Here is an 18,886-nt window from a genome sequence, read left to right as displayed (position 1 = left end):
TTTTTGTTGTGTCAGTTATCAATAGGATAGTCGCGAGGCGTACTCAGCTTTCGCAAAGTGGTCGTTTGGTTGGCGATTGGATTGTTGAAAACGCAGAAAAGGCGGCGCTGCTCACCAGCCAAGAACTTGCGGCGCAAGTAAAAGTGAGTCAATCGAGCATTGTGAAATTTACTCAGCGTATCGGCTTTAAAGGTTACAGCGAGTTTAAGTTAGCTCTGAATGAAGAGATTGGCCGTAAGCATGCGATGCAGTCGACACCGCTGCACAGTGATATTTTGGCTGACGACCCCATTGCGGTTATTTCACAGAAACTAGTGAAAGCGAAAACCGACGCTATGTTTCAAACCACCAATACGCTGTCTTACGAAGCGTGTCACCAAGCGGTGAAATGGTTGAGTGAAGCGCGTCGAGTGCAAGTGGTCGGGATTGGGGGCTCTGCACTGACCGCGAAGGATTTAAGCTTTAAACTGCTTAAACTTGGTATTACGGCGCTTTCTGAACAAGACAGCCACGTGCAGATTGCTGTTGCCCGCACGCTCTCTCCAGAAGATGTTCAGATTGCAATTTCGTTTTCGGGTGAACGCAAAGAAATTCTCGTGGCAGCAGAAGCGGCAAAAGAGCAGGGCGCGAAGGTGATTGCGTTATCAGCGCCCGGAAGAAGTCGCTTGCGCGGCATTGCCGATATTACGTTTGATACCATCGCCAATGAAATGGAGCATCGCAGCTCATCCATTGCTTCGCGCACCGCGCAAAACGTGATCACCGATTTGCTGTTTATCATCTTGGTTCAGCAAAGAGACGACAGTGCCCGTCAGTTGATCTGCGATATCAGTACCGACATCAAGCAGATCCTCACATGATCGCTTGTTCAACAGCGGACTAAAGATCCGGATCGTGCCTCAGCAAAGCAATAAAGGCGGACAGATGCTTTTCAATGGTGAGATCGGCAGAAATCGCGGGCAATTCCAACGTGATGCAAGGTAAATCACGTTCACTACACCAAGTGCCGAATGAGCCGGGTGTTTCGTAGTCGACATCGTCTACGATTGGCAGTTGGAACTGCTCGCTGAGCCATTTGGCAAGGTCGGAATGTTTGGGATCATCCACAAACGCAAGCGGTTCATGAAACGACACCACAAACTTTGGCTTGCGCAGTTCAATCAAGTTAATTAATGCGCTAACTTCAGGCTCTAGTTGGTTTTTAGTGCCAGTTTTCACCTTTACGTCTCGAACGGGTGTGTGAGAGCTCCATCGATACACGGTGCCATGCTCAGTCCAATTTTGGGTTGGAAACGCGCGATTGAGATCCACTTGGTTTGCATTTGCACGTGTGCCTAGCTGGTTGCCGTCAGGATTCATTGACAGAATCACATCATGTCGTAAGTTTTCAGCAGGCAAGCTTCTTAGCGCGCAGGACAAACCTGCAATCGAGGCCGTCTCATCCCCGTGAGTGCCTGCCAAAATCAAACCTCGCGAAGCACTTTCGACTTGAGCCGGAAAATACAGTAATGGCGCACCAAGCACGGATTGACCGTATGATGTTGGTCGAATTAAAAATGCCGCTCTTTCCGTTCTTGGAATTAGACTCACCGTAATCTCCTGATTGATGAAGTAGTATCAATATCTAAGCTAATTACACCTAGCTAAACTGAACCGTTTAAACTCGTCAACGGTTGAAATGTTAATTGTGGCACTTGCTTCACAAGACGCGTTAGGAGAACGAAAAACGATATGGATTTTAAAAAACATTCAACGGCGTTGCTGATTTCCTCTTTATTCACCCCTTTTCTTGCTACATCAGTTGCTGCGGAGACCTTACCTAAAGGCATTCAACTTGCCGCAGAACAGCATTTAGTACGTGCGAATGACGCAGAGGCGGCGACGCTTGACCCTGCGAAAGCCGAAGGTCTGCCAGAAATGCATGTGATTCGTGACTTATTTGAAGGGCTTGTGATTCAAGATCGTGACGGAAACATCATTCCCGGTGTGGCAGAATCATGGGAAACCAACGACAACCAAACCTTTACTTTTCACTTGCGCAAAGAAGCGAAATGGTCGAATGGCGAGCCTGTGACGGCGGAGGATTTTGTCTATTCACTGCGCCGAGCGGTAGATCCGAAAACCGCTTCTCCAAATGTTTGGTATCTCAAACTCACCAAGATCAAAAACATCGCCGATGTAGCAGAGGGCAAAAAGCCTTTGGACGAGCTCGGTATCAAGGCGGTGGATAAATACACCCTACGTTTTGAGTTGGACAGTCAAGTTCCGTACTTTGTCGCCATGACTGGGCACACTTCCATGATGCCAGTGCATCAAGCGACAGTGGAAAACCGCGACAAGCCGTGGAGCGATCCAGACCAATTTGTTGGCAATGGTGCATTCACACTGGATAAGTGGGTCGTGAATGAGCGCTTTGAACTGGTTAAGAGTCCAAGTTACTGGGACAGCGCAGATACGCATCTAAACAGAGTGACTTACATTCCGTTTGAAAACCAAAACGCGTCGATCAATCGTTATGCGGCAGGAGAGTTGGATATCACGTCAGATGTGCCGACTCATATGGCGCAGAAGCTTAAACAAGATTACAAGCAGGCTTACACGGTGGTGCCATTGTTGTGCACGTATTACTACGCGTTCAATACCACTCGTCCGCCATTTGATGATGTGCGAGTGCGTCAAGCGGTGTCGTACTCCATCATGCGTGATGTGATTACGAATGGTGTCACGCAAGTGGGCAACCTTCCTGCGTATACCTTTGCGCATCAGTACACTGCCGGTTTTGATGCGACGCCCCCTGAGTATAGTAAGTGGAGTCAGCAACAACGTGACGAGAAAGCGCGTCAGTTGTTAAAAGAAGCGGGTTACAGCCAAGACAAGCCGCTCGATTTTAAATTGCTGTACAACACCAGTGAGGCAAACAAATCGATCGCGGTTGCGATAGCGTCGATGCTACAAAAAAATCTCGGTGCAAACGTGGAGTTAGAAAACCAAGAGTGGAAGTCGTACTTAGTGGCGCGTAAACAAGGCAATTTCGATGTGATGCGCGCTTCCTGGTGTGGTGATTACAATGAAGCGTCTACTTTCCTGAGCCTACTTCGCTCAGGTTCTTCGGGTAACTTTGCACGTTACAGCAGTGAAGCGTATGACAACGCGATGAACAGTGCATTGGCTGCAACCAATGAGAAAGCGCGCCAAGGATTTTACGACCAAGCTGAACAGTTGCTGGCGACAGATATGCCTATCGCACCGATTTACTACTACATGCAAGCGCGTTTGGTTCGTCCTACGGTTGGCGGTTTTGCCAAGAACAACGTAGAAGGTCGTATCTACTCGAAAGACCTCTACATCAAGAAGTAGCGCTCAAAACAAGCGATAAATATGAAGCCCCGAAGATGTATCTTACGGGGCTTCTTTTTATTGTTAGCGAGTGGAGAGCTTGTTCACGAGCATAGCGACTCGTTTGCCAAGATACTCTGCTGTTGCAACATCAGAAGCATGCAACTGACCACCTTCACCACCTTGTGCAACAATACCACCTTGTACACCATAACGATTCAGGTTTTGCTCCCCAGAATTGCTGATCTTATCCAACCCGACCCACATCATGCCGTGTTGGTTAGCGAGCGTTTGTAGATATTGTAATGTGCAAGATTGGTCGCCATTCATTGCCCCACCACTGGTAAAGCCAGCCGCGATTTTGCTCGCCCATTTTTGGTAATACCAAGATTCACTGCTTGCATCTGCAAATGCTTTAAACTGCGCTGCTACACCGCCCATATAGGTCGGTGAGCCAAAGATAATCGCATCACACTCAGCAAGTTCATCCATTAGTTTAGGGTTCACAAAACGTCCCTCAATAATCTCACTGCCTTCAATTCGGTGAGAGAGGATTTCACATTCATCTTGCTGCTTAATGCCTTGTTGTTCAACGCCTGCGGCAATCGCGCGAGCAAGCTGACCAGTAACGTCGGTTTTAGAGAAATAAATAATCGCAATTTTGGACACAATGGTTCCTTTTTTCATTGTTGATTTTTAATCGTGCGACTAAGGCTAAAACCTCAAGCTAAGTTGAGGTCAAGAAGAGATTTGAGATAGATAAAGTACGAATTGGTATCTAAAGAGCTTTCTTATAGGGTAAGTCGACGGCATAACTACAGTGAATGCAACGACGATGAATGTCGTGTATAAAAGCGTTAAAGGAAGATCTTAAAGATGTAGAAAACTCTCTTGGAAACAATGATAAAGGTACCGATGCTAGTGATGATTAATAGGCGGAAAAATAGATTAAAATATGTAAACTCAGACCTGATCCAAGGCGGGAAAAGTACATTTCATCGTGTCTTAAGGCGAGGGATTATTATCATTATGGTAGGAGGCCTTTCTACAGCCTTTTCCACGGCATTTGCACACTTTATAGGGGGGGTGTTTGATGTGGATATGAATGTTCATCCAGAGAGCTTAGAAGAAAAAGTGCATGCACTACTTTTTGTTTCGGTCAGTCTTGTTTTTTACCTCTTTTCTGCCCTTATCTCGCTAAATATTAGTGGGTGGCTCATAATGAAGCTAAAAATATAAGCTTAACTAAAACCATGTCCTTGTATTTTAAGGAAGATGGAACTAGTGACGATTTTTTCTTTGCTTGCACCATCTCTATTTTTTGTATTTATTTAAGGTTCGTAAAGAAGAAGCTTACTTTGGTTAAAGTGGCGCTTTTGGTTTCGGCGATGTGTCAAGTGTTTATCACGAAAGAATACAGCGGTGACCTTTCAGTTTATACGTTTTGTCTCTTCACTGTTGTTCTCCATTAACTTTGGGTTATTTGTGACTACCAAGTGATATTAAAAAGCCGATGTAGATACATGGGCTTTTTAGTGGGTTATTTCTTTCTGCGAGTATAAATCCGAGATTTTGCTTTACTTGGCTCTGGCTTGTTTTTTGCCAGCTTTAGCACTGCTTTTTGCAAAATCTGGTTGTTTGGGTAAGTGATCAAGTTACCGTTGTCGTGCTTAATTAACACGTGAAACATGCTGATTTCTTGAATCTCGCCGCTGATGTCTTCATCTTTGTCTACGACTTTAATTCGGTCACCCACTCGGTATGGGAAGACAAAAAAGATCAAAAAGCTGGCAGTGATGTTGCTCAGAATTGACCACTGCGCAATAAACGCCACACCCAATACGGCAAAAATGGACGATAGGAACAATGACACATCGCCATAGCCAATCCCGGTGATAATGGCAAAAACAGACGCGGTTAAAAATAAAAGCACGACGTTAAAACAACGCTGAATAAAACTCAGGCGGGCCTTTTTTACACCTTTTGAGGTCGCTAAGTTTAAAATGGCTCGATTGACGATTCTCTTCAGAATGCGATAAGCAATCAGGACAATAATGCCCATTAAGACTTTGTACCCGAGAGAGCCTGCGGTGAAATACTGGCTCACTTGATCTAGATGGATCCAATCATTCATTTCTTCAACTCGACGATATTAAGAAAACCGCTGTTATAGCTGATTTTCTGATGTAAGTAATCACAAATTTTCTCTCTCCATTTTTCGTCTCTCTACCTAGGAACTTCGCCCTAGAACCTACGGAGAGTTGTAGAGTTTTATCAATAGTGTGCAGAGCTTTGCTTCTGTTTGCGCTCACCGCATATATTCAACCAAAGTTGATGCGGTTTTAAAGTGTTTAATGTTTGAGCTGTATCTCATATCCGGTATTGTATGAGGCTAGGAGCGTATAAACGTGCTGAATATGATTTTTGTCCTGATAACCTAAGACGTGTTGAGTGAAATGGCTTGCTAGGATATCTATCAAATGGAAGAAGATGAAAAGGCGATTATGATGTTGGTCGTGATTGTGGGGCTAGTGTTCGTTTGGATAGCGCTTGAAGAGCTTAACTATCTTGGATTCTCAATAAAATAAGCCCCGTTAAACATGAGTCAAACGGGGCCTTTCTCTTTTGTAAATGCTAATTTCGGTTAGCTAACCGCACGTACTTTGCCTTGCTTCAGGTCATTCAGCACTTGCGCTTTAGGACCATCAGCAATGATGCTGCCTTTCTCCATCACAATTACTCGATCAACGATGTCGAGCATCGACGTTTTATGCGTAATCAGTATCAATGTTTCGCTCGGTTTGAGCTGAGATAGCTGGTGCTTAATATGCATTTCAGAGCGGTTATCCATCGCGCTGGTGGGTTCATCCATGAGTAGGACGGGAGGACGGCCCAAAAATGCACGAGCAATCGTGACGGCTTGACGTTGACCACCAGAAAGCATCGCACCTCCTTCACCAACTTGACGTTCTAAACCTGCTGGATCCGATTGTGTAAATGCGGTCACGCCTGCACGGTTTGCTGCATCAAGCACGTCTCGGTCATCCGTTAGTGGACGACCCAAGGTAATATTGTCGCGAATCGAACCGAAGAATAGATTCGAATCTTGAGGCACACAGCCGATGTTACGTCGAACATCAACGTGGTGAAGCTGTGCGATATCAGTATCATCTATACGTACGTGTCCCTCTGTTGGCTTATACAAGCCCATGATCAAGCGCTCTAACGTTGTCTTACCCGAACCAATCCGACCGATTATCGCGACTTTTTCACCAGGATTTATCGTGAGAGAAATGTTACGTATAGACGCGACAGGAGAGTCTGGGTAATGAAACGTTACGCGATCAATTTCAATCTTACCTTGGATGATTGGGCGATGGATGTAGCGTTTCCCTTCTTCTTGCTCATCCGGCATTTCCATGACTTGATTGATAATCGTCATAGAAGACTTCGCCTGGTTGTAGCGCGTTGAGAGCAAAGACAACTGAACCAAAGGCCCTATGGCGCGACCACTCAACATGGTTGCGGCAATTAAGCCACCCATGGTGAGTTCGCCTTCTGCAATCAGATAAACACCGAGAATGATCATCCCAACGTTACTACTTTGCTGTACGAAGCCAGCCGCGTTCTGGATGCTGTCGGTAATGCGGCGGCTTTTGATGTTCCAGTTCGCCATGTGCGCCACCGCTTCTTCCCAACGGTATTGGAATTGGCTTTGCGCGCTGAGCATTTTTACGGTTTCTAGCCCCGCTAGACTCTCAATTAAGTTGGCGTATTTTTGCGATGCTAAGCGTGACCCCTCCTCTATAGAGCGACGTAGCGGTCCTTGAATCAGTAGTGAATGAACAATCAAAATGACCACGCCGACCATTGGAACATACACAAGATCGCCAGCCATTAGCCATATAATCACCAAGAACAGAATGGCAAAAGGCAGGTCAATTAGGGCACTGACGGTTGCAGACGTGAAGAATTCTCGAATAGATTCAAACTCTTGAAGATGGCGAGCGAATGCGCCGACTGAAGGCGGCTTGGACTCCATTCGGATGCCCATCACTTTGCTGAACAGCTTGGAGGAAATCAGAATGTCAGACTTCTTTCCTGCGACATCAATAAAGTAGTTTCTCAACGATTTGAGTATGAAATCGAATAGAAAGACAACAAAGATGCCGCTTGCCAATACCCATAAGGTTTCAAACGCGAGATTCGGTACCACTTTGTCGTACACCAAACGAGTGAACAGCGGGGCGGCAACGGCAAAGAGGTTGATGAGAAGTGAGGCGATTAAAACATCGCGGTAGATACGTTTTGACTGCCACAAGGTTGACCAAAACCAGTGACCTTCGTTGGTTTTGAGCACTTCGGGAGAGCGCTCATCGAAACGGAATTGCTTTTTAACTAAAAAGTAGCGACCAGTGTACTGCTCAAGTAGGTCTTCTAATGGAATGGAGATTGGCACCATTCCACTTTCTAAGGTGGTGACTTCGGCTTCGCGTGTCTCCGCGTTAATGCTGTTGAGAACGCATGAGTCACCGCCTTTAAGAACTAAGATTGCCGGCAGAATCAGGCTGGAGATGTTCTCCAGCTCTGCACGGTTTTCCTTGGCAACCAATCCGGCCCTTTCCGCTGCTCTTGGTAGCAAAAATGGAGTTAGCTTGCCGTCTGAAAGCGGAAGGCCATTGACCAGCGCTTCTGGCGAGTTAGCTAACCCATAGTAACGGCTAACGTAGATGAGCGAATTCAGTAAAGGGTCTTTCATCTGTGGTAAACCTTTTTATTCCTTGTCGACGATGAATCCTTGGAATACCTCAACAAAATGCTCGGTGAGAAAGTCCAACTGGATTTGAGTTTCAATACGCGACGCGATAGTCGTAATGCCTAGGTTATGAGCAGTACGAGAAATCGACGTTAGCGTGAATTTCTGTTTTTCGTCGTGTAAGTTGTGTGTGAATAGGTAATCGAGCTTCACATAGTTAGGGCGGAACTCTTGGATGTACTCCAATGATTGGAAGTTACGTCCATAGTTATCTACGCCAAACTCAGCCCCGGATTGGCGAATGGCATTACATAACAGCGCCGTGTGGTGAGGCTGATCAATAAAACACTCCTCTGGAATTTCAAAGTGTAGCTTAGAGGCCACTTTTGCGTGTTTTTCTAACATGCTAGTGGTCCAGCGAATGAACGATGGCTGAGACAAGCTGCTTTGCGCAATATTGATCGCTACAGGATCGGTTAGCTCGCCACTTTCTAGCATCTTAATCATCGACTCAATAACGTATTGGTCGAAAATATTGGTGGCGTCTAACTGCTCTAGTGCGAATAAATATTGGTTGGCACGGAACGTTTCGCCCTCTTTTTCGATGCTTGAGAACACTTCGTTATGGAACACTTTACCCCAAGTGTTCTTCGCTGCTTGGAAGCGGAATTTAACCCAATCGCTATGAATCGCTTCTTCAACCAGCGCTTTCCACTGCTGTTTACCCATTAAGTTAGAAGGTGTGTCACTGCCGATAAAGCCGTAAGCTTTGTCTGGTTGAGCTTTGGCTTTCGAGAGCGCATTATCCACCATAGATAAGATTTCAGAGCGCGTTTTTTGGTCTTTACTATGCGCAACACCTAAGGCTGCTTTTGGTTTGGCTAGACCGGTTGGATCAGTGTTCAACCCGTTAACGCAGTTCACGATGCTGTCCGCCAAAATGCGTAGTTCGCTTTCATCCATGTGTGGGAAAAGCAGGCCAAACTCATCACTAGACAGGCGCGCAATGGTAGCTCCCGGCACATCAATGGTGTTCTTCAGACGTTGAGACAACTCTTTTACGTGGGCATCGGCGCGTTGGTAGTCTTTTGTCTCGTAAATGTCGCCAATGTATTCTGCATGGAGTAGCGCGATACCCCCTTGCGTTTGCTCTGCCAACCATTGGTCTATTTGGTTGATGTAGAACGAGCGATTACCCAGTTTGGAGATAGGGTCGAGGTAAGCTTGAGCACGCAGTCGTTGTGCCTCTTTCGCTTGTTCTTTGAATGACAGCTCAATTTGAGCAGACATCATGTTAATGCCATCTACCACCGCGATCAGATCTTTAGTTCTTGGACGAGCAAGTGGTTCACCAAATTGGTTATTAGCGATTTCATGCATTTTTTTCACGATGGCCGCTAATGGTTTTAGTGAGCGACGGAGGATGTACGAAATCGCAATTAAACCAGCCAGGAAAATGACGCTGAATGCAGATAACAAACCAATAAAGCCTTGCCAGAGCTGCTCGTAAGCTGCGCCTGGGTGGCTAATGATTTCCACTTCAGCAAGTTGCATCCAACCACTGGTTACTACGCGCTTATCGTGAATGGCTTTGAATAGATTCATGTCGATAAACCATTGTGGCACCGTACTTGGTTTTACCGGGTAAGTGCGCACGATTTGGTAGTCAGAATCTAAAGCGGTCAGGCGAACAACCGAGTAGGTGCTGCCGTCAAACAGAGCATTAATCACGGATTCTACCGCGACTTTATCTTTGTCTTTAAGGTAAGGAGCCAATGCCAAACCTACGGTGTTAATGGTGTTGTTGACCTCTGAACGTTGCTGTTGTTCCAAGCTGTCTCGAGTCGTGTTGAATTGGATTACGAATACTGATGCCAACAAGAGTATAAAGACCGTAACCATTCCCACTACAAGCTTCTTATATAGGGTCATGTTTCTCACTCGTCATAGTTAATTTTAGGTTTATTTAACTGCAACTTACGTTCGCGCGAGCGTAAGTCATTCCAAAGGCTCAACCGTGATGCTTTCCCTGCCAGCTCTCCAGTGCTAGCAGAAGACTTCATCAACCACAGGTTTGTACCATTAAAACTGTATATCGGTAGCAAGTCGCTACGTTTAGAGGCTCGGACAATATCAGGGTTGATATTGTCGAGAATGAGCGGCTCAGAGCTTGGGGTTGGGTAGTAAGCTAATACCATGTGAAACTGATTCAGTTCGATGGCTTTTACGTAGATCAAACGCATCTTAGAATCTGGTATTCCTAGCTCGAGTAACGAGAAGTACTTGGCGATGGTGAAATCCTCACAATCCCCTGCATTACTCCCTAAAAATTCGAGTGGCGTAGCCCAATAATCTGTCTTTCCCCACAGTTTTATGTCGTCAACAAAATACAGCTGGTTAAAAAAGTCGTTGACGCCAGCGAGCTGTTCATGTGTCTCTAATTGTTTAAATAAGTCGAGGTTTTTTCGCCATGTATTTACGCGCAATCCCGCACGTTCGCCGTACACCGCTGTGACCGTATTGACCCATTGTTGTTCTTTACTGCTTAACGCACCAATTTGGAACGAAAAACAACTTAAACTGATTAATAATGTAACTTTACGCTTCAAATTGGATCGCATATTCGACTCATATCACAAGTATACTCTTCTAAAGGGTTCGTCAGTGAGAAACAAGTGCTTTTTATTTAGTCACTTATCGCTCAATACTCGCCGTTGTGAGTACCTTGGTGTGATTTACTCCTTCAAGGCGTTCGTTTTGGCACTTAAAATCGGTTTAAGTAGATATTCCAAAACGGTTCGCTTCCCTGTGATGATATCGACCGATGCCGTCATTCCTGGAATGATTGGTAAATCTGCATCTTGACCAAAATTCGTTTTATCGGTGCGGACACGAACGATGTAAAAGCTATTTCCTTCTTCATCTTGGGTTGTATCTGCGCTGATGTGCTCCAATTCACCCTCTAAGCCGCCGTACTTAGTGAAGTCGTAAGCCGTAAACTTCACGATGGCGTGTAGGTCCGGGCGCAAAAATGCAATGTCTTTGGGCGCAATTTTCGCTTCTACTAATAACGTATCTTCAGTTGGTACAATTTCGACGATATCCATGCCTGGCTGGATAACACCCCCAACGGTGTTGATGTTCAGCGTTTTGATTTTGCCTGTTACTGGCGAGTTCACAACGGTTCGATTAACTCTATCTTCTAAACCCACTGCTGATTCAACCAAGGCAGATAACTGGTCTTGGGCGCTGTTGAGTTTCTCTTGCTGTTCTGAACGGAATTTGAGCGCAACATCAATGCGATTAAGCATGGATTCTCGAATCGCTGATTTTAATACCGGGATCTTGAGCTCACTGGACGTCATTTCGCGACGGGTGTCGTTGACTTGGCGTTGTAACTTGAGTAATTCAATACGAGGCACAACACCTTCATCAGCCAACGGTTTGGTGATGTCTAATTCTTTCTTCGCATATTGATAGCTTTGACGTAAGTTCCTTACTCGCGCTTCAATCTCTACTAAGTCCTGCTGCTTTTGCTGAACTTGTTGGTCAATCACCGAAAGTTGGTTGCGTAAATTGTCTAAATCTTCGCGGTATTCAGCTTTCTGGCGCTGAGTGAGTTTCGGTTGAGTTTCTTCTAAAATTGGTGGAAAGGTCAGTTTGCCATAATCGAGTACTACGCTTTGGCGCCAGTTTTCCGTTTCAAAATCACGCTTCACAGCAACACTGTTGATTGAAGCTGAGAGTTGCAGAACAGACGCAGTTAGGTTGGCAACTTGTTGTTCACGCTCACGAAAATCAGAGCGAAAGCGAGTGTCATCGATCAGAAGTAACTGCTGACCTTTTTCAACCAACTGACCTTCTTTGACTAAAATTTCTTTGACTAAGCCACCTTCTAAGTTTTGGACAACTTGAATCTGTGAAGAGGGAATGACTTTTCCCTGACCAACAGTGACCTGGTCGATTTCAGCCCAAGATGCCCAGCCTATTGCAGCAATAAAAAACAACACCATCACCCAGAGCATCAAACGTGCGCTATTGGGGGTGTTGAGGAGCAATGCTGCAGTTTTGTCGTCAACAAAATCCAACTCTTCATTGTTGAGTTTGTTGTAGTTATCTCGGCTCATCACAGTCCCTGCTTATATAAATGCTGATTATCTTTTTGATCTTATTATTATTAACCGATCATGTCAGTATGCTCGGCGAATAAAAATATGAGACGAAGCCCATTCTCTCTCCGAATGAGCGTTTTCAATGCTTCTCTAGCAAAAGAAAATTGGAGATACCGTCAGAGTATGGCTATTGCGCCTTGAACTTGGTTTTATCCAACTGATGTTTTTTTAGTTTGTCGTACAAGGTTTTGCGTGATACCTGTAATTCTAGTTGAACCTCTTTGAGTCTGCCTCGGTGTCTTTGTAGTGCATCGAATAATAAGCAATATTCAAAGTATTCTGTGCGCTGAGTCATACTCTGAATTTCGATACTTTTTTCACTGTTCCAATCTTCCATTCGGAAGGTATCTGGCTTGAGTGCGCGAAGTTCTGCAAATTGGCGCAGCTGCTTAATATTTTCTGGCCATTCTAAATCGGTCAGATGTTTGACTTCTTCTAAGCTAATGTGTGGCGGTTGAAGCTGATAACGGCTCGCTGCGTGGCGTACAAAATGCTTGTATAAAGGCCCTATATCTTCTTTTCTTTCATCGAGTGTCGGCAAGTGAATTAGAGTAGCCAGGGCTTTGATAGACGGATCGACTTGGGTTGTCGCACCAAAAACACGCTCAAGTTTCGGGTGCTTAAACAAGCATTGCCATTGTTCATGTGACACATGTTCAGCACTATGTAAGTACAAGCTGCAATGGCTTTTTCCTTCAATCAAGCGATGTATGGCTTTATCGAGGGCTTCTAATGAAAGCTCATAGAGATCCTCACCAGAAGCGGCGATTAACTCGCTGTCTGGCGTTGCATGTATGTCGTGGGCAAATTGTGCGGCGAGCCGGCGACCTGTGCCATCTTGACCAACAAAAATGAGCGGCTGGTTCGTTGGTGCGCTGATCAAAGCGCGACGAATGCTCACCATGGCTTTACTGTGACCAATCATTTTCGGACCAACGTGAGTTTGCATGTCGAGCTCTTTTTTAAGCCAGATGTTTTCCTGCAATAGATTCAACTTATCGCCAGCATTATTGAGCGACTTCATAAGTTGTTCCGTTGAAAAAGGCTTTTCGAGAAAGTCGTACGCGCCGCTTTTCATCGCATCTACCGCGGTTTTGACATCACCGTGTCCTGTGAGCACGATAAATTGGAAGTGATCGTTTTTGCTTCGCAACGTTCGCATGAACTCCAATCCATCCATCACGGGCATATGGATATCGGTGATGATGATCGCTGGCGTATTTGGGTCGATAACGCGCAAGGCTTCCACGGCGTTTGGTAAGCAGGTGACGTCTATCCCTTCAATAAGCAGTGCTTGAGCGACGGCATCACGAATATGTGGTTCATCATCAACAAAGAAAACGGGATTATTCATGGTTGTTTTCCACTTCTGGGTTGTGTTGGTTTTGGATAGCGATTGGCAGCGTTACGATAAAGGTCATGCCTCCTGCTTGTTGTTCCGTGTTCTGATGTTTATAAGCACTGAGTGAGCCGTGATAGCTTTCTAAAATGCGTTTGGAGATGGTCAAACCTAATCCTAAGCCCTCTGGCTTAGTCGTAAAAAATGGGTCAAAGACTTTTGCTAGGGCTTCGTCCGACATGCCGGGCCCGTTGTCGGAAACAAGAATGTCACAGTTGTCATCATGACACTGAACGGCAATAGATATTTGCGGATCAATGCAGTAGTTTTCCATCGCTTGTGCAGCATTATGGAAGAGATTGATCAGAACTTGCTCTAACTCAACGCTGTGAATTGCTAGCTTCACATTATAATCGATAGCTGGGACTTTTAATGTCACCCCTTGTTTAATGAGTTTGTTGCTCAAAATGCTGGTGGCAGTATGTACTGCGTCATGCAGTACCGCGATTTCATTGTGTGAATCGTGCGTGGCTTTCCGAGTAAAGACTTTTAAGCGTGCGATCACTTCCGAAATGGTGTCATTGAGTGTCAGCATTTTGCCCAAATTGTCGGCGACCATTGGGTATTTTTCCATTGCCAACAAACGCTGCGAGTTTTCGGTATAGGTTCTTAGTGCGGAAAGTGGCTGATTTATCTCATGATTAATACTGGCAGACAGCTCGCCCAATAGTGCCAATTTCGCGGCTTGAGTCAATTCTTGTTGTGTTTGTTTAAGCTCTTGTTGGCTTTGCTCATATTGGCGGATGGTCTGCTGTAGCTTTTGGTTGGCTTCACTCAGCACTAGTGTCCGTTGCACTACTTTTTCTTCTAGGCTCACATTAAGGTCGGCTAGGCGAGCCTTGTTCACGAGTGTTTGGAACCACGCCAACGCAATCAGCGCAATGAGCGCATATAGAATCAGAAAGACGACATCAGCCTGTAACACGGCGGCAAGGACGGTGTTGTGGTTTATCAAGGCCACGACGCGAAATCCTTTATCCAATACATGTGTCGCGTATGCGAGGTAATTGGGTGAGAGGAGCAATTGATTATCAGCAAACTCGCTGACGCCACTTTGCGCGGTAAGCTCACCAAAATACTCTGGTAAGGTATCGCCATACTGACGCGTTTCGGTAAGCTCGTTTATCGCACTCGGTGACAGCGGGAAAAGTGCACGATAGCGCCAGTTAGGCAAATTGCTCATAAACACGACATTGTGTTTATCCGTGATGAGTACGTCCGTCGTGGTTTGCGAAAGACGCTGTTCTAACTGCTCCAAATTCACTTTTACCGTGATCACGCCAACGACCTCATCATTTACCCAAAGCGGGGATGAGAAGAAGTACCCACGTTTATTTGAGCGAACGCCTAACCCGACATATTGAGCGGGTTCACCGCGTCGCGCATTTTTAAAATAGGGACGATAGCTAAAGCTGGAACCAACAAACGTATCTTCTTGCTGAAAGTTACTTGAGGCAATGACTAACCCTGTGCGGTCATGAACGTAAATCGTATCGGCCAAACTTTGTTTCAACCAATCTGCTAACAATAGGTTGAGCTCGTGAGAGGGCGCTCCGCGTTCTACTGCTTTGAGTAATCTCGGATCGTGACTTAATAGGTTTGGTATCTGTTCAAACTTTGCCAGCTCGTAGTCGACTTCTTGCGACACTTGCGCTGCTTGTCTCTCTAGCTTTTGTTGCCACTGATCATGTTGGTATTGAGTTGCGTAATGATGAGTAAGCGCGAGCCCTGAAATGCCAACGGCACACAGTAGCAATAGAAAATGGCGTAGGGCTTTAGGATTGAGTAAGTTCACGATCAGCTCACTGGTTTTTTGTGTCATGGTATCAAATGACACACTGTGATGCTGTGAGCGGCAACGATAACAAGCACAATGATGTCCTTGTATTTCCTCAGTATCGGGAGCACAATCGACAAAAACGAGTGAAGGAGTAAAGATGGAACTTGCTGATATTCGTCGTGAGTACACCAAAGGTGGGCTACGTCGTAAAGATTTGAAAGCTGATCCTATTGATCAATTTAATCTGTGGCTAGAGCAAGCAGTTGAAGCGGGTTTAACGGATCCGACTGCGATGACAGTTGCAACGGTTGATGAAAATGGCATGCCGTTTCAACGCATTGTTCTATTAAAAAACGTCGACAAAAATGGCTTTGTATTTTACACCAACCTAGGCAGTCGCAAGGCCCAGCAGCTTGAGCATAACAGCAATATTAGTTTGCACTTCCCTTGGCATCCGTTAGAGCGCCAGGTTCATATTACTGGTGTGGCGGAAAAGCTCACCGCCGTAGAAAATATGAAATACTTTACTTCTCGTCCAAAAGAGAGCCAATTAGCCGCAATCGCGAGCAAGCAAAGTAGCCGTATTTCTGCTCGAGGCGTATTAGAAGGTAAGTTTTTAGAGCTAAAACAGAAATTTGCGAAGGGTGAAATACCGGTTCCAACCTTCTGGGGTGGCTTTCGCGTAAAACCACAGAGCATCGAGTTTTGGCAGGGTGGTGAACATCGTCTTCATGACCGCTTTCTTTTCTCCCAACATGATGGAAGTTGGGACATTGACCGTCTAGCGCCATAAACTCTCTTGCCTCATGAATAAACAAACACCACCACTTGGGCGGTGTTTTTGTAGGTGGAAAGTGGCGCGAATTATCGTTCTCCATTCAACACTACCGATAATTGATGCTTAAGCAGCGTTTTGGGTACAACAGAGCCGTAGCCAGCTTCCATTGCTTTATCTATTAGTTCGTTCTTGCTGTTCGCTGCAAACTTATTACGTAAGCGTGCGACGTGTCCTTCAACGGTTTTTGTTGATATGCCCATGACCTGAGAGATGAATTGTGGCTTCTTGCCGTAGAGCAGGAGGAAAAGCGTTTCTTGCTCGCGACATGTGAGTTTCTCTGGTTTTGGTTGTAAATCAGAGAAACGAAAGATGGATTGCTGATTAGGGTTGGTGCTGATTGCACGACAAACCCAATACCCCACTTCAATCACGGCGGTGTCGGTGAGTTCTCTTCCGTAGAAAATGGTCCCTACGATGTTACCATTGTCATCTCGCCACGGTGTTTTAGTAAAGATATGCGCTCGCCAGCGGCCATCTGGATAAGGATGTATATCAAGAATTTTGAGTGACTCACCAGTTTCGATGACGTGTTTATCTTGGCGTTGAAATTCTTGTGCACATTCAGTGGTTGGGCTTGCCATCTCAAAATCAGTTTTACCGACGCACTCCTCGGGCGACGTGTGTCCCAACAGTTCTGCGTATTCCTGATTTACGTAGCGGAATACCGAATCTTTATCTTTGCATCCCCAACAACCAGGTAGCTGTTTAAGGAGGGATTGTTCTATGGTATCGACTGAAATATTCACAAAAGGACTCACTACATACTGCTTTTACCAATACAGAGACGTCCGTGTTGCGTTGTTAATATTGACATTGCCAAGTAGGCAGTCACGTTGCTAGAACACGTTCGTTGATTGGCGCTCAATCCAATTAAGTTCATGGTGTTCGATATTTTCGTCACACAGCGACAAACAACAACGAAATTGAACGAAGAATTTAATTGGGAAAATGGTCTGTTTCATTACAGATATGTGCGCTCACGGATGTCCGCCTGATGTTCGGCTTACAACTCGTATCGTCCTTGATCATGCTTCCTACAACTCAGTTGTAATTTAGTTAGCGTTCATATCACTCATCGAGAGGGAGAACGGTGCCTAAGTCATATGAGAGGGACAGTGAGACGAAAGCTATAATATCAGCTTATGCCATTGTTTTCATTGTTAAGAAGCGAAAAAAAAGCCAGCCTGAAGACGGGCTGGCAACACAAGATATAATCTTGTCGACGTGTAGAAGAGGTTCTAAATTACCTAGCGAGGGTCTGCTAAGTAAGTTAGAGGTATCAATGAGATACCGAGAGCTTTAGATCGTATGCATCTTAAAGCTCGAGGACTAATGTATTGAATCAGAAGCATATTAGTAAGGGGGGAAATCCCTCTATGTTGATTTCAAGAGGTGGCTTTGATCTGTTTATGAGGCGATTTATCTATTTTGAACCGCAGTGTTCTACCAAATAACGGATTGTTCGGTAACAAGGATCTTTATATCTATTGGTTATGTATACGTAAGGTGCTTCTATCTATCCGTTTTTGTTAATAAAATTGGTTGCTCATTGACCGTAAGTTAACCTCGCATGATCATCGTTCCGGAACTATGATCATGTAAACGAACTTGATCATGCTGTTTTGATCTTGTGCGATTGAGTTGGGGAAAAGTTGCAACCCAACAAGGAAGGTATATGATGCCAAGACGTAAGCTGACCGTGTAAAGACGACTGTTTAAAATGAGTGATTCAGATAACCCCAAAGCCCCGCCATATCAAGAGATTATGCTGCCTAAGCCAGCAGAACTGATCACACTTCCGTCTTATATGGACTGCCATGATCATTCTTACACACAGATCGTGATTGGTTTAAAAGGACAAGCCGAATTTGAAGTGCGTGGACGAGGTAATCTTGTCGGTCCTGGCCAAGGTTGTGTGGTAACCGCATGCTCTGATCATGCTTTCGGTGGCGTCATTAATCAATCGGATATTTTGGTGCTGAATATGCCAAAACCGACAAATGATGATCCTGAAATGCTGCAGAAAATCAATAATCTAGAAAGAGACCATGTCTACTTTCAGTTAGACGGTCAAATTCAGAAGCTGATACAGATGTTGGTTCAGGAAATGCGAAACCATCCGGATGATCTGCTGTTAAGTCGTGCGTGCAACGACACTGTGATTGCACTGATGCAGCGCCATATCTCGGCATTTGAGACTAGCCGAAAAGAGTCACGCTTTGATTTGGAGGCGATTGATCGCTACATCGAGCAGCACCTTAGCCATAAGATCAGTGTGGCTCAGTTAGCGGGACGAGTGTTTCTTGGGGAAAGTCAGTTCCATTGCTTGTTTAAGGAGCAGATGGGGATTACACCTCATCAATATGTTCTCGGAAAGCGTATCGACATGGCTCGTGAATTAATCGAGCAAGGCCACCTTTCTTTAGGGCAAATTGCCGAATTCACTGGTTTCTCAAGCCAGAGTACGTTTACTCATACTTTTACTCGCTTACAGGGAATATCGCCATCCCGCTATAAAAAACAAGTTGGATAACAACGCGTATTTTTAGGTCAAATTAGCAGCAATCAGAACAAAACCATGCAATATGCATGGTTTTTTTGTGTT

General features: G+C 45.2%; 15 protein-coding genes. 5 read left to right on the top strand and 10 right to left on the bottom strand.

All coding sequences use genetic code 11. The features are described 5' to 3' along the window. The first annotated feature begins 8 nt into the window (after nucleotides 1-8). Complete coding sequence (locus tag FKN16_RS12360) at nucleotides 9-860, top strand: SIS domain-containing protein (protein WP_170902808.1); 852 nt, start codon at nucleotides 9-11, stop codon at nucleotides 858-860. A gap of 19 nt (nucleotides 861-879) precedes the next feature. Here FKN16_RS12360 and mpaA read toward each other — a convergent pair whose 3' ends face one another. Beyond that, nucleotides 880-1,590: a murein tripeptide amidase MpaA gene (gene mpaA / locus FKN16_RS12355; RefSeq protein ID WP_170902807.1), complete on the bottom strand. Its 711-nt coding sequence runs from the start codon at nucleotides 1,588-1,590 to the stop codon at nucleotides 880-882. Between the two features lie 141 nt (nucleotides 1,591-1,731). Between mpaA and FKN16_RS12350 the strand changes: the two genes are divergently transcribed. Next, nucleotides 1,732-3,357 (top strand): ABC transporter substrate-binding protein, encoded by a 1,626-nt coding sequence (locus tag FKN16_RS12350; RefSeq protein WP_170902806.1) that lies wholly within the window; start codon nucleotides 1,732-1,734, stop codon nucleotides 3,355-3,357. A 63-nt stretch (nucleotides 3,358-3,420) separates the two neighbouring features. Here FKN16_RS12350 and FKN16_RS12345 read toward each other — a convergent pair whose 3' ends face one another. Continuing rightward, nucleotides 3,421-4,005, bottom strand: coding sequence for a flavodoxin family protein (locus FKN16_RS12345; protein ID WP_017821885.1), 585 nt, complete (start codon nucleotides 4,003-4,005; stop codon nucleotides 3,421-3,423). Between the two features lie 231 nt (nucleotides 4,006-4,236). Here FKN16_RS12345 and FKN16_RS12340 point away from each other — a divergent pair, with 231 nt between their 5' ends. Then, nucleotides 4,237-4,575 carry a hypothetical protein gene (locus FKN16_RS12340; protein WP_170902873.1) on the top strand — a complete coding sequence of 113 codons (339 nt, stop codon included), beginning with the start codon at nucleotides 4,237-4,239 and terminating at the stop codon, nucleotides 4,573-4,575. 301 nt (nucleotides 4,576-4,876) lie between these two features. On the opposite strand, the gene FKN16_RS12335 is transcribed toward FKN16_RS12340, so the two are convergent. From FKN16_RS12335 to FKN16_RS12305, 7 genes are all read right to left on the bottom strand, one after another. Further along, nucleotides 4,877-5,470: a mechanosensitive ion channel family protein gene (locus FKN16_RS12335; protein ID WP_012842403.1), complete on the bottom strand. Its 594-nt coding sequence runs from the start codon at nucleotides 5,468-5,470 to the stop codon at nucleotides 4,877-4,879. 510 nt (nucleotides 5,471-5,980) lie between these two features. Beyond that, nucleotides 5,981-8,095, bottom strand: a complete 2,115-nt coding sequence (locus FKN16_RS12330; protein ID WP_006740888.1) for a type I secretion system permease/ATPase — start codon at nucleotides 8,093-8,095, stop codon at nucleotides 5,981-5,983. A 15-nt stretch (nucleotides 8,096-8,110) separates the two neighbouring features. Continuing rightward, nucleotides 8,111-10,024 (bottom strand): EAL domain-containing protein, encoded by a 1,914-nt coding sequence (locus tag FKN16_RS12325; protein ID WP_031780239.1) that lies wholly within the window; start codon nucleotides 10,022-10,024, stop codon nucleotides 8,111-8,113. Between the two features lie 5 nt (nucleotides 10,025-10,029). Next, nucleotides 10,030-10,713: a transglutaminase-like cysteine peptidase gene (locus FKN16_RS12320; protein ID WP_005392134.1), complete on the bottom strand. Its 684-nt coding sequence runs from the start codon at nucleotides 10,711-10,713 to the stop codon at nucleotides 10,030-10,032. Nucleotides 10,714-10,827: 114 nt separating this feature from the next. Continuing rightward, a complete protein-coding gene (locus FKN16_RS12315) occupies nucleotides 10,828-12,219 on the bottom strand; it encodes an HlyD family type I secretion periplasmic adaptor subunit (RefSeq protein WP_047009701.1) in 1,392 nt (463 codons plus the stop codon). A gap of 172 nt (nucleotides 12,220-12,391) precedes the next feature. After that, on the bottom strand, nucleotides 12,392-13,618 hold the full coding sequence (locus FKN16_RS12310) for a response regulator (protein WP_170902805.1): 1,227 nt from the start codon (nucleotides 13,616-13,618) through the stop codon (nucleotides 12,392-12,394). Beyond that, complete coding sequence (locus FKN16_RS12305) at nucleotides 13,611-15,485, bottom strand: ATP-binding protein (protein ID WP_170902872.1); 1,875 nt, start codon at nucleotides 15,483-15,485, stop codon at nucleotides 13,611-13,613. Before FKN16_RS12305 ends, FKN16_RS12310 begins: the two co-directional genes overlap by 8 nt. A 115-nt stretch (nucleotides 15,486-15,600) precedes the next feature. Here FKN16_RS12305 and pdxH point away from each other — a divergent pair, with 115 nt between their 5' ends. Further along, nucleotides 15,601-16,236, top strand: coding sequence for a pyridoxamine 5'-phosphate oxidase (gene pdxH / locus FKN16_RS12300; protein ID WP_005392142.1), 636 nt, complete (start codon nucleotides 15,601-15,603; stop codon nucleotides 16,234-16,236). Nucleotides 16,237-16,307: 71 nt separating this feature from the next. On the opposite strand, the gene FKN16_RS12295 is transcribed toward pdxH, so the two are convergent. Continuing rightward, nucleotides 16,308-17,027, bottom strand: coding sequence for a helix-turn-helix transcriptional regulator (locus tag FKN16_RS12295; RefSeq protein ID WP_005392144.1), 720 nt, complete (start codon nucleotides 17,025-17,027; stop codon nucleotides 16,308-16,310). 974 nt (nucleotides 17,028-18,001) lie between these two features. Between FKN16_RS12295 and FKN16_RS12290 the strand changes: the two genes are divergently transcribed. Next, nucleotides 18,002-18,814 carry an AraC family transcriptional regulator gene (locus FKN16_RS12290; protein WP_006740882.1) on the top strand — a complete coding sequence of 271 codons (813 nt, stop codon included), beginning with the start codon at nucleotides 18,002-18,004 and terminating at the stop codon, nucleotides 18,812-18,814. The last annotated feature ends 72 nt before the right edge of the window (nucleotides 18,815-18,886 follow it).

The organism is Vibrio sp. 11-4(1) (assembly GCF_013048625.1).
Taxonomy (GTDB): Bacteria; Pseudomonadota; Gammaproteobacteria; order Enterobacterales; family Vibrionaceae; genus Vibrio; species Vibrio diabolicus.
Note: the sequence above shows the minus strand (reverse complement) of the source record. Positions and strands in the feature narration are given on the sequence as shown.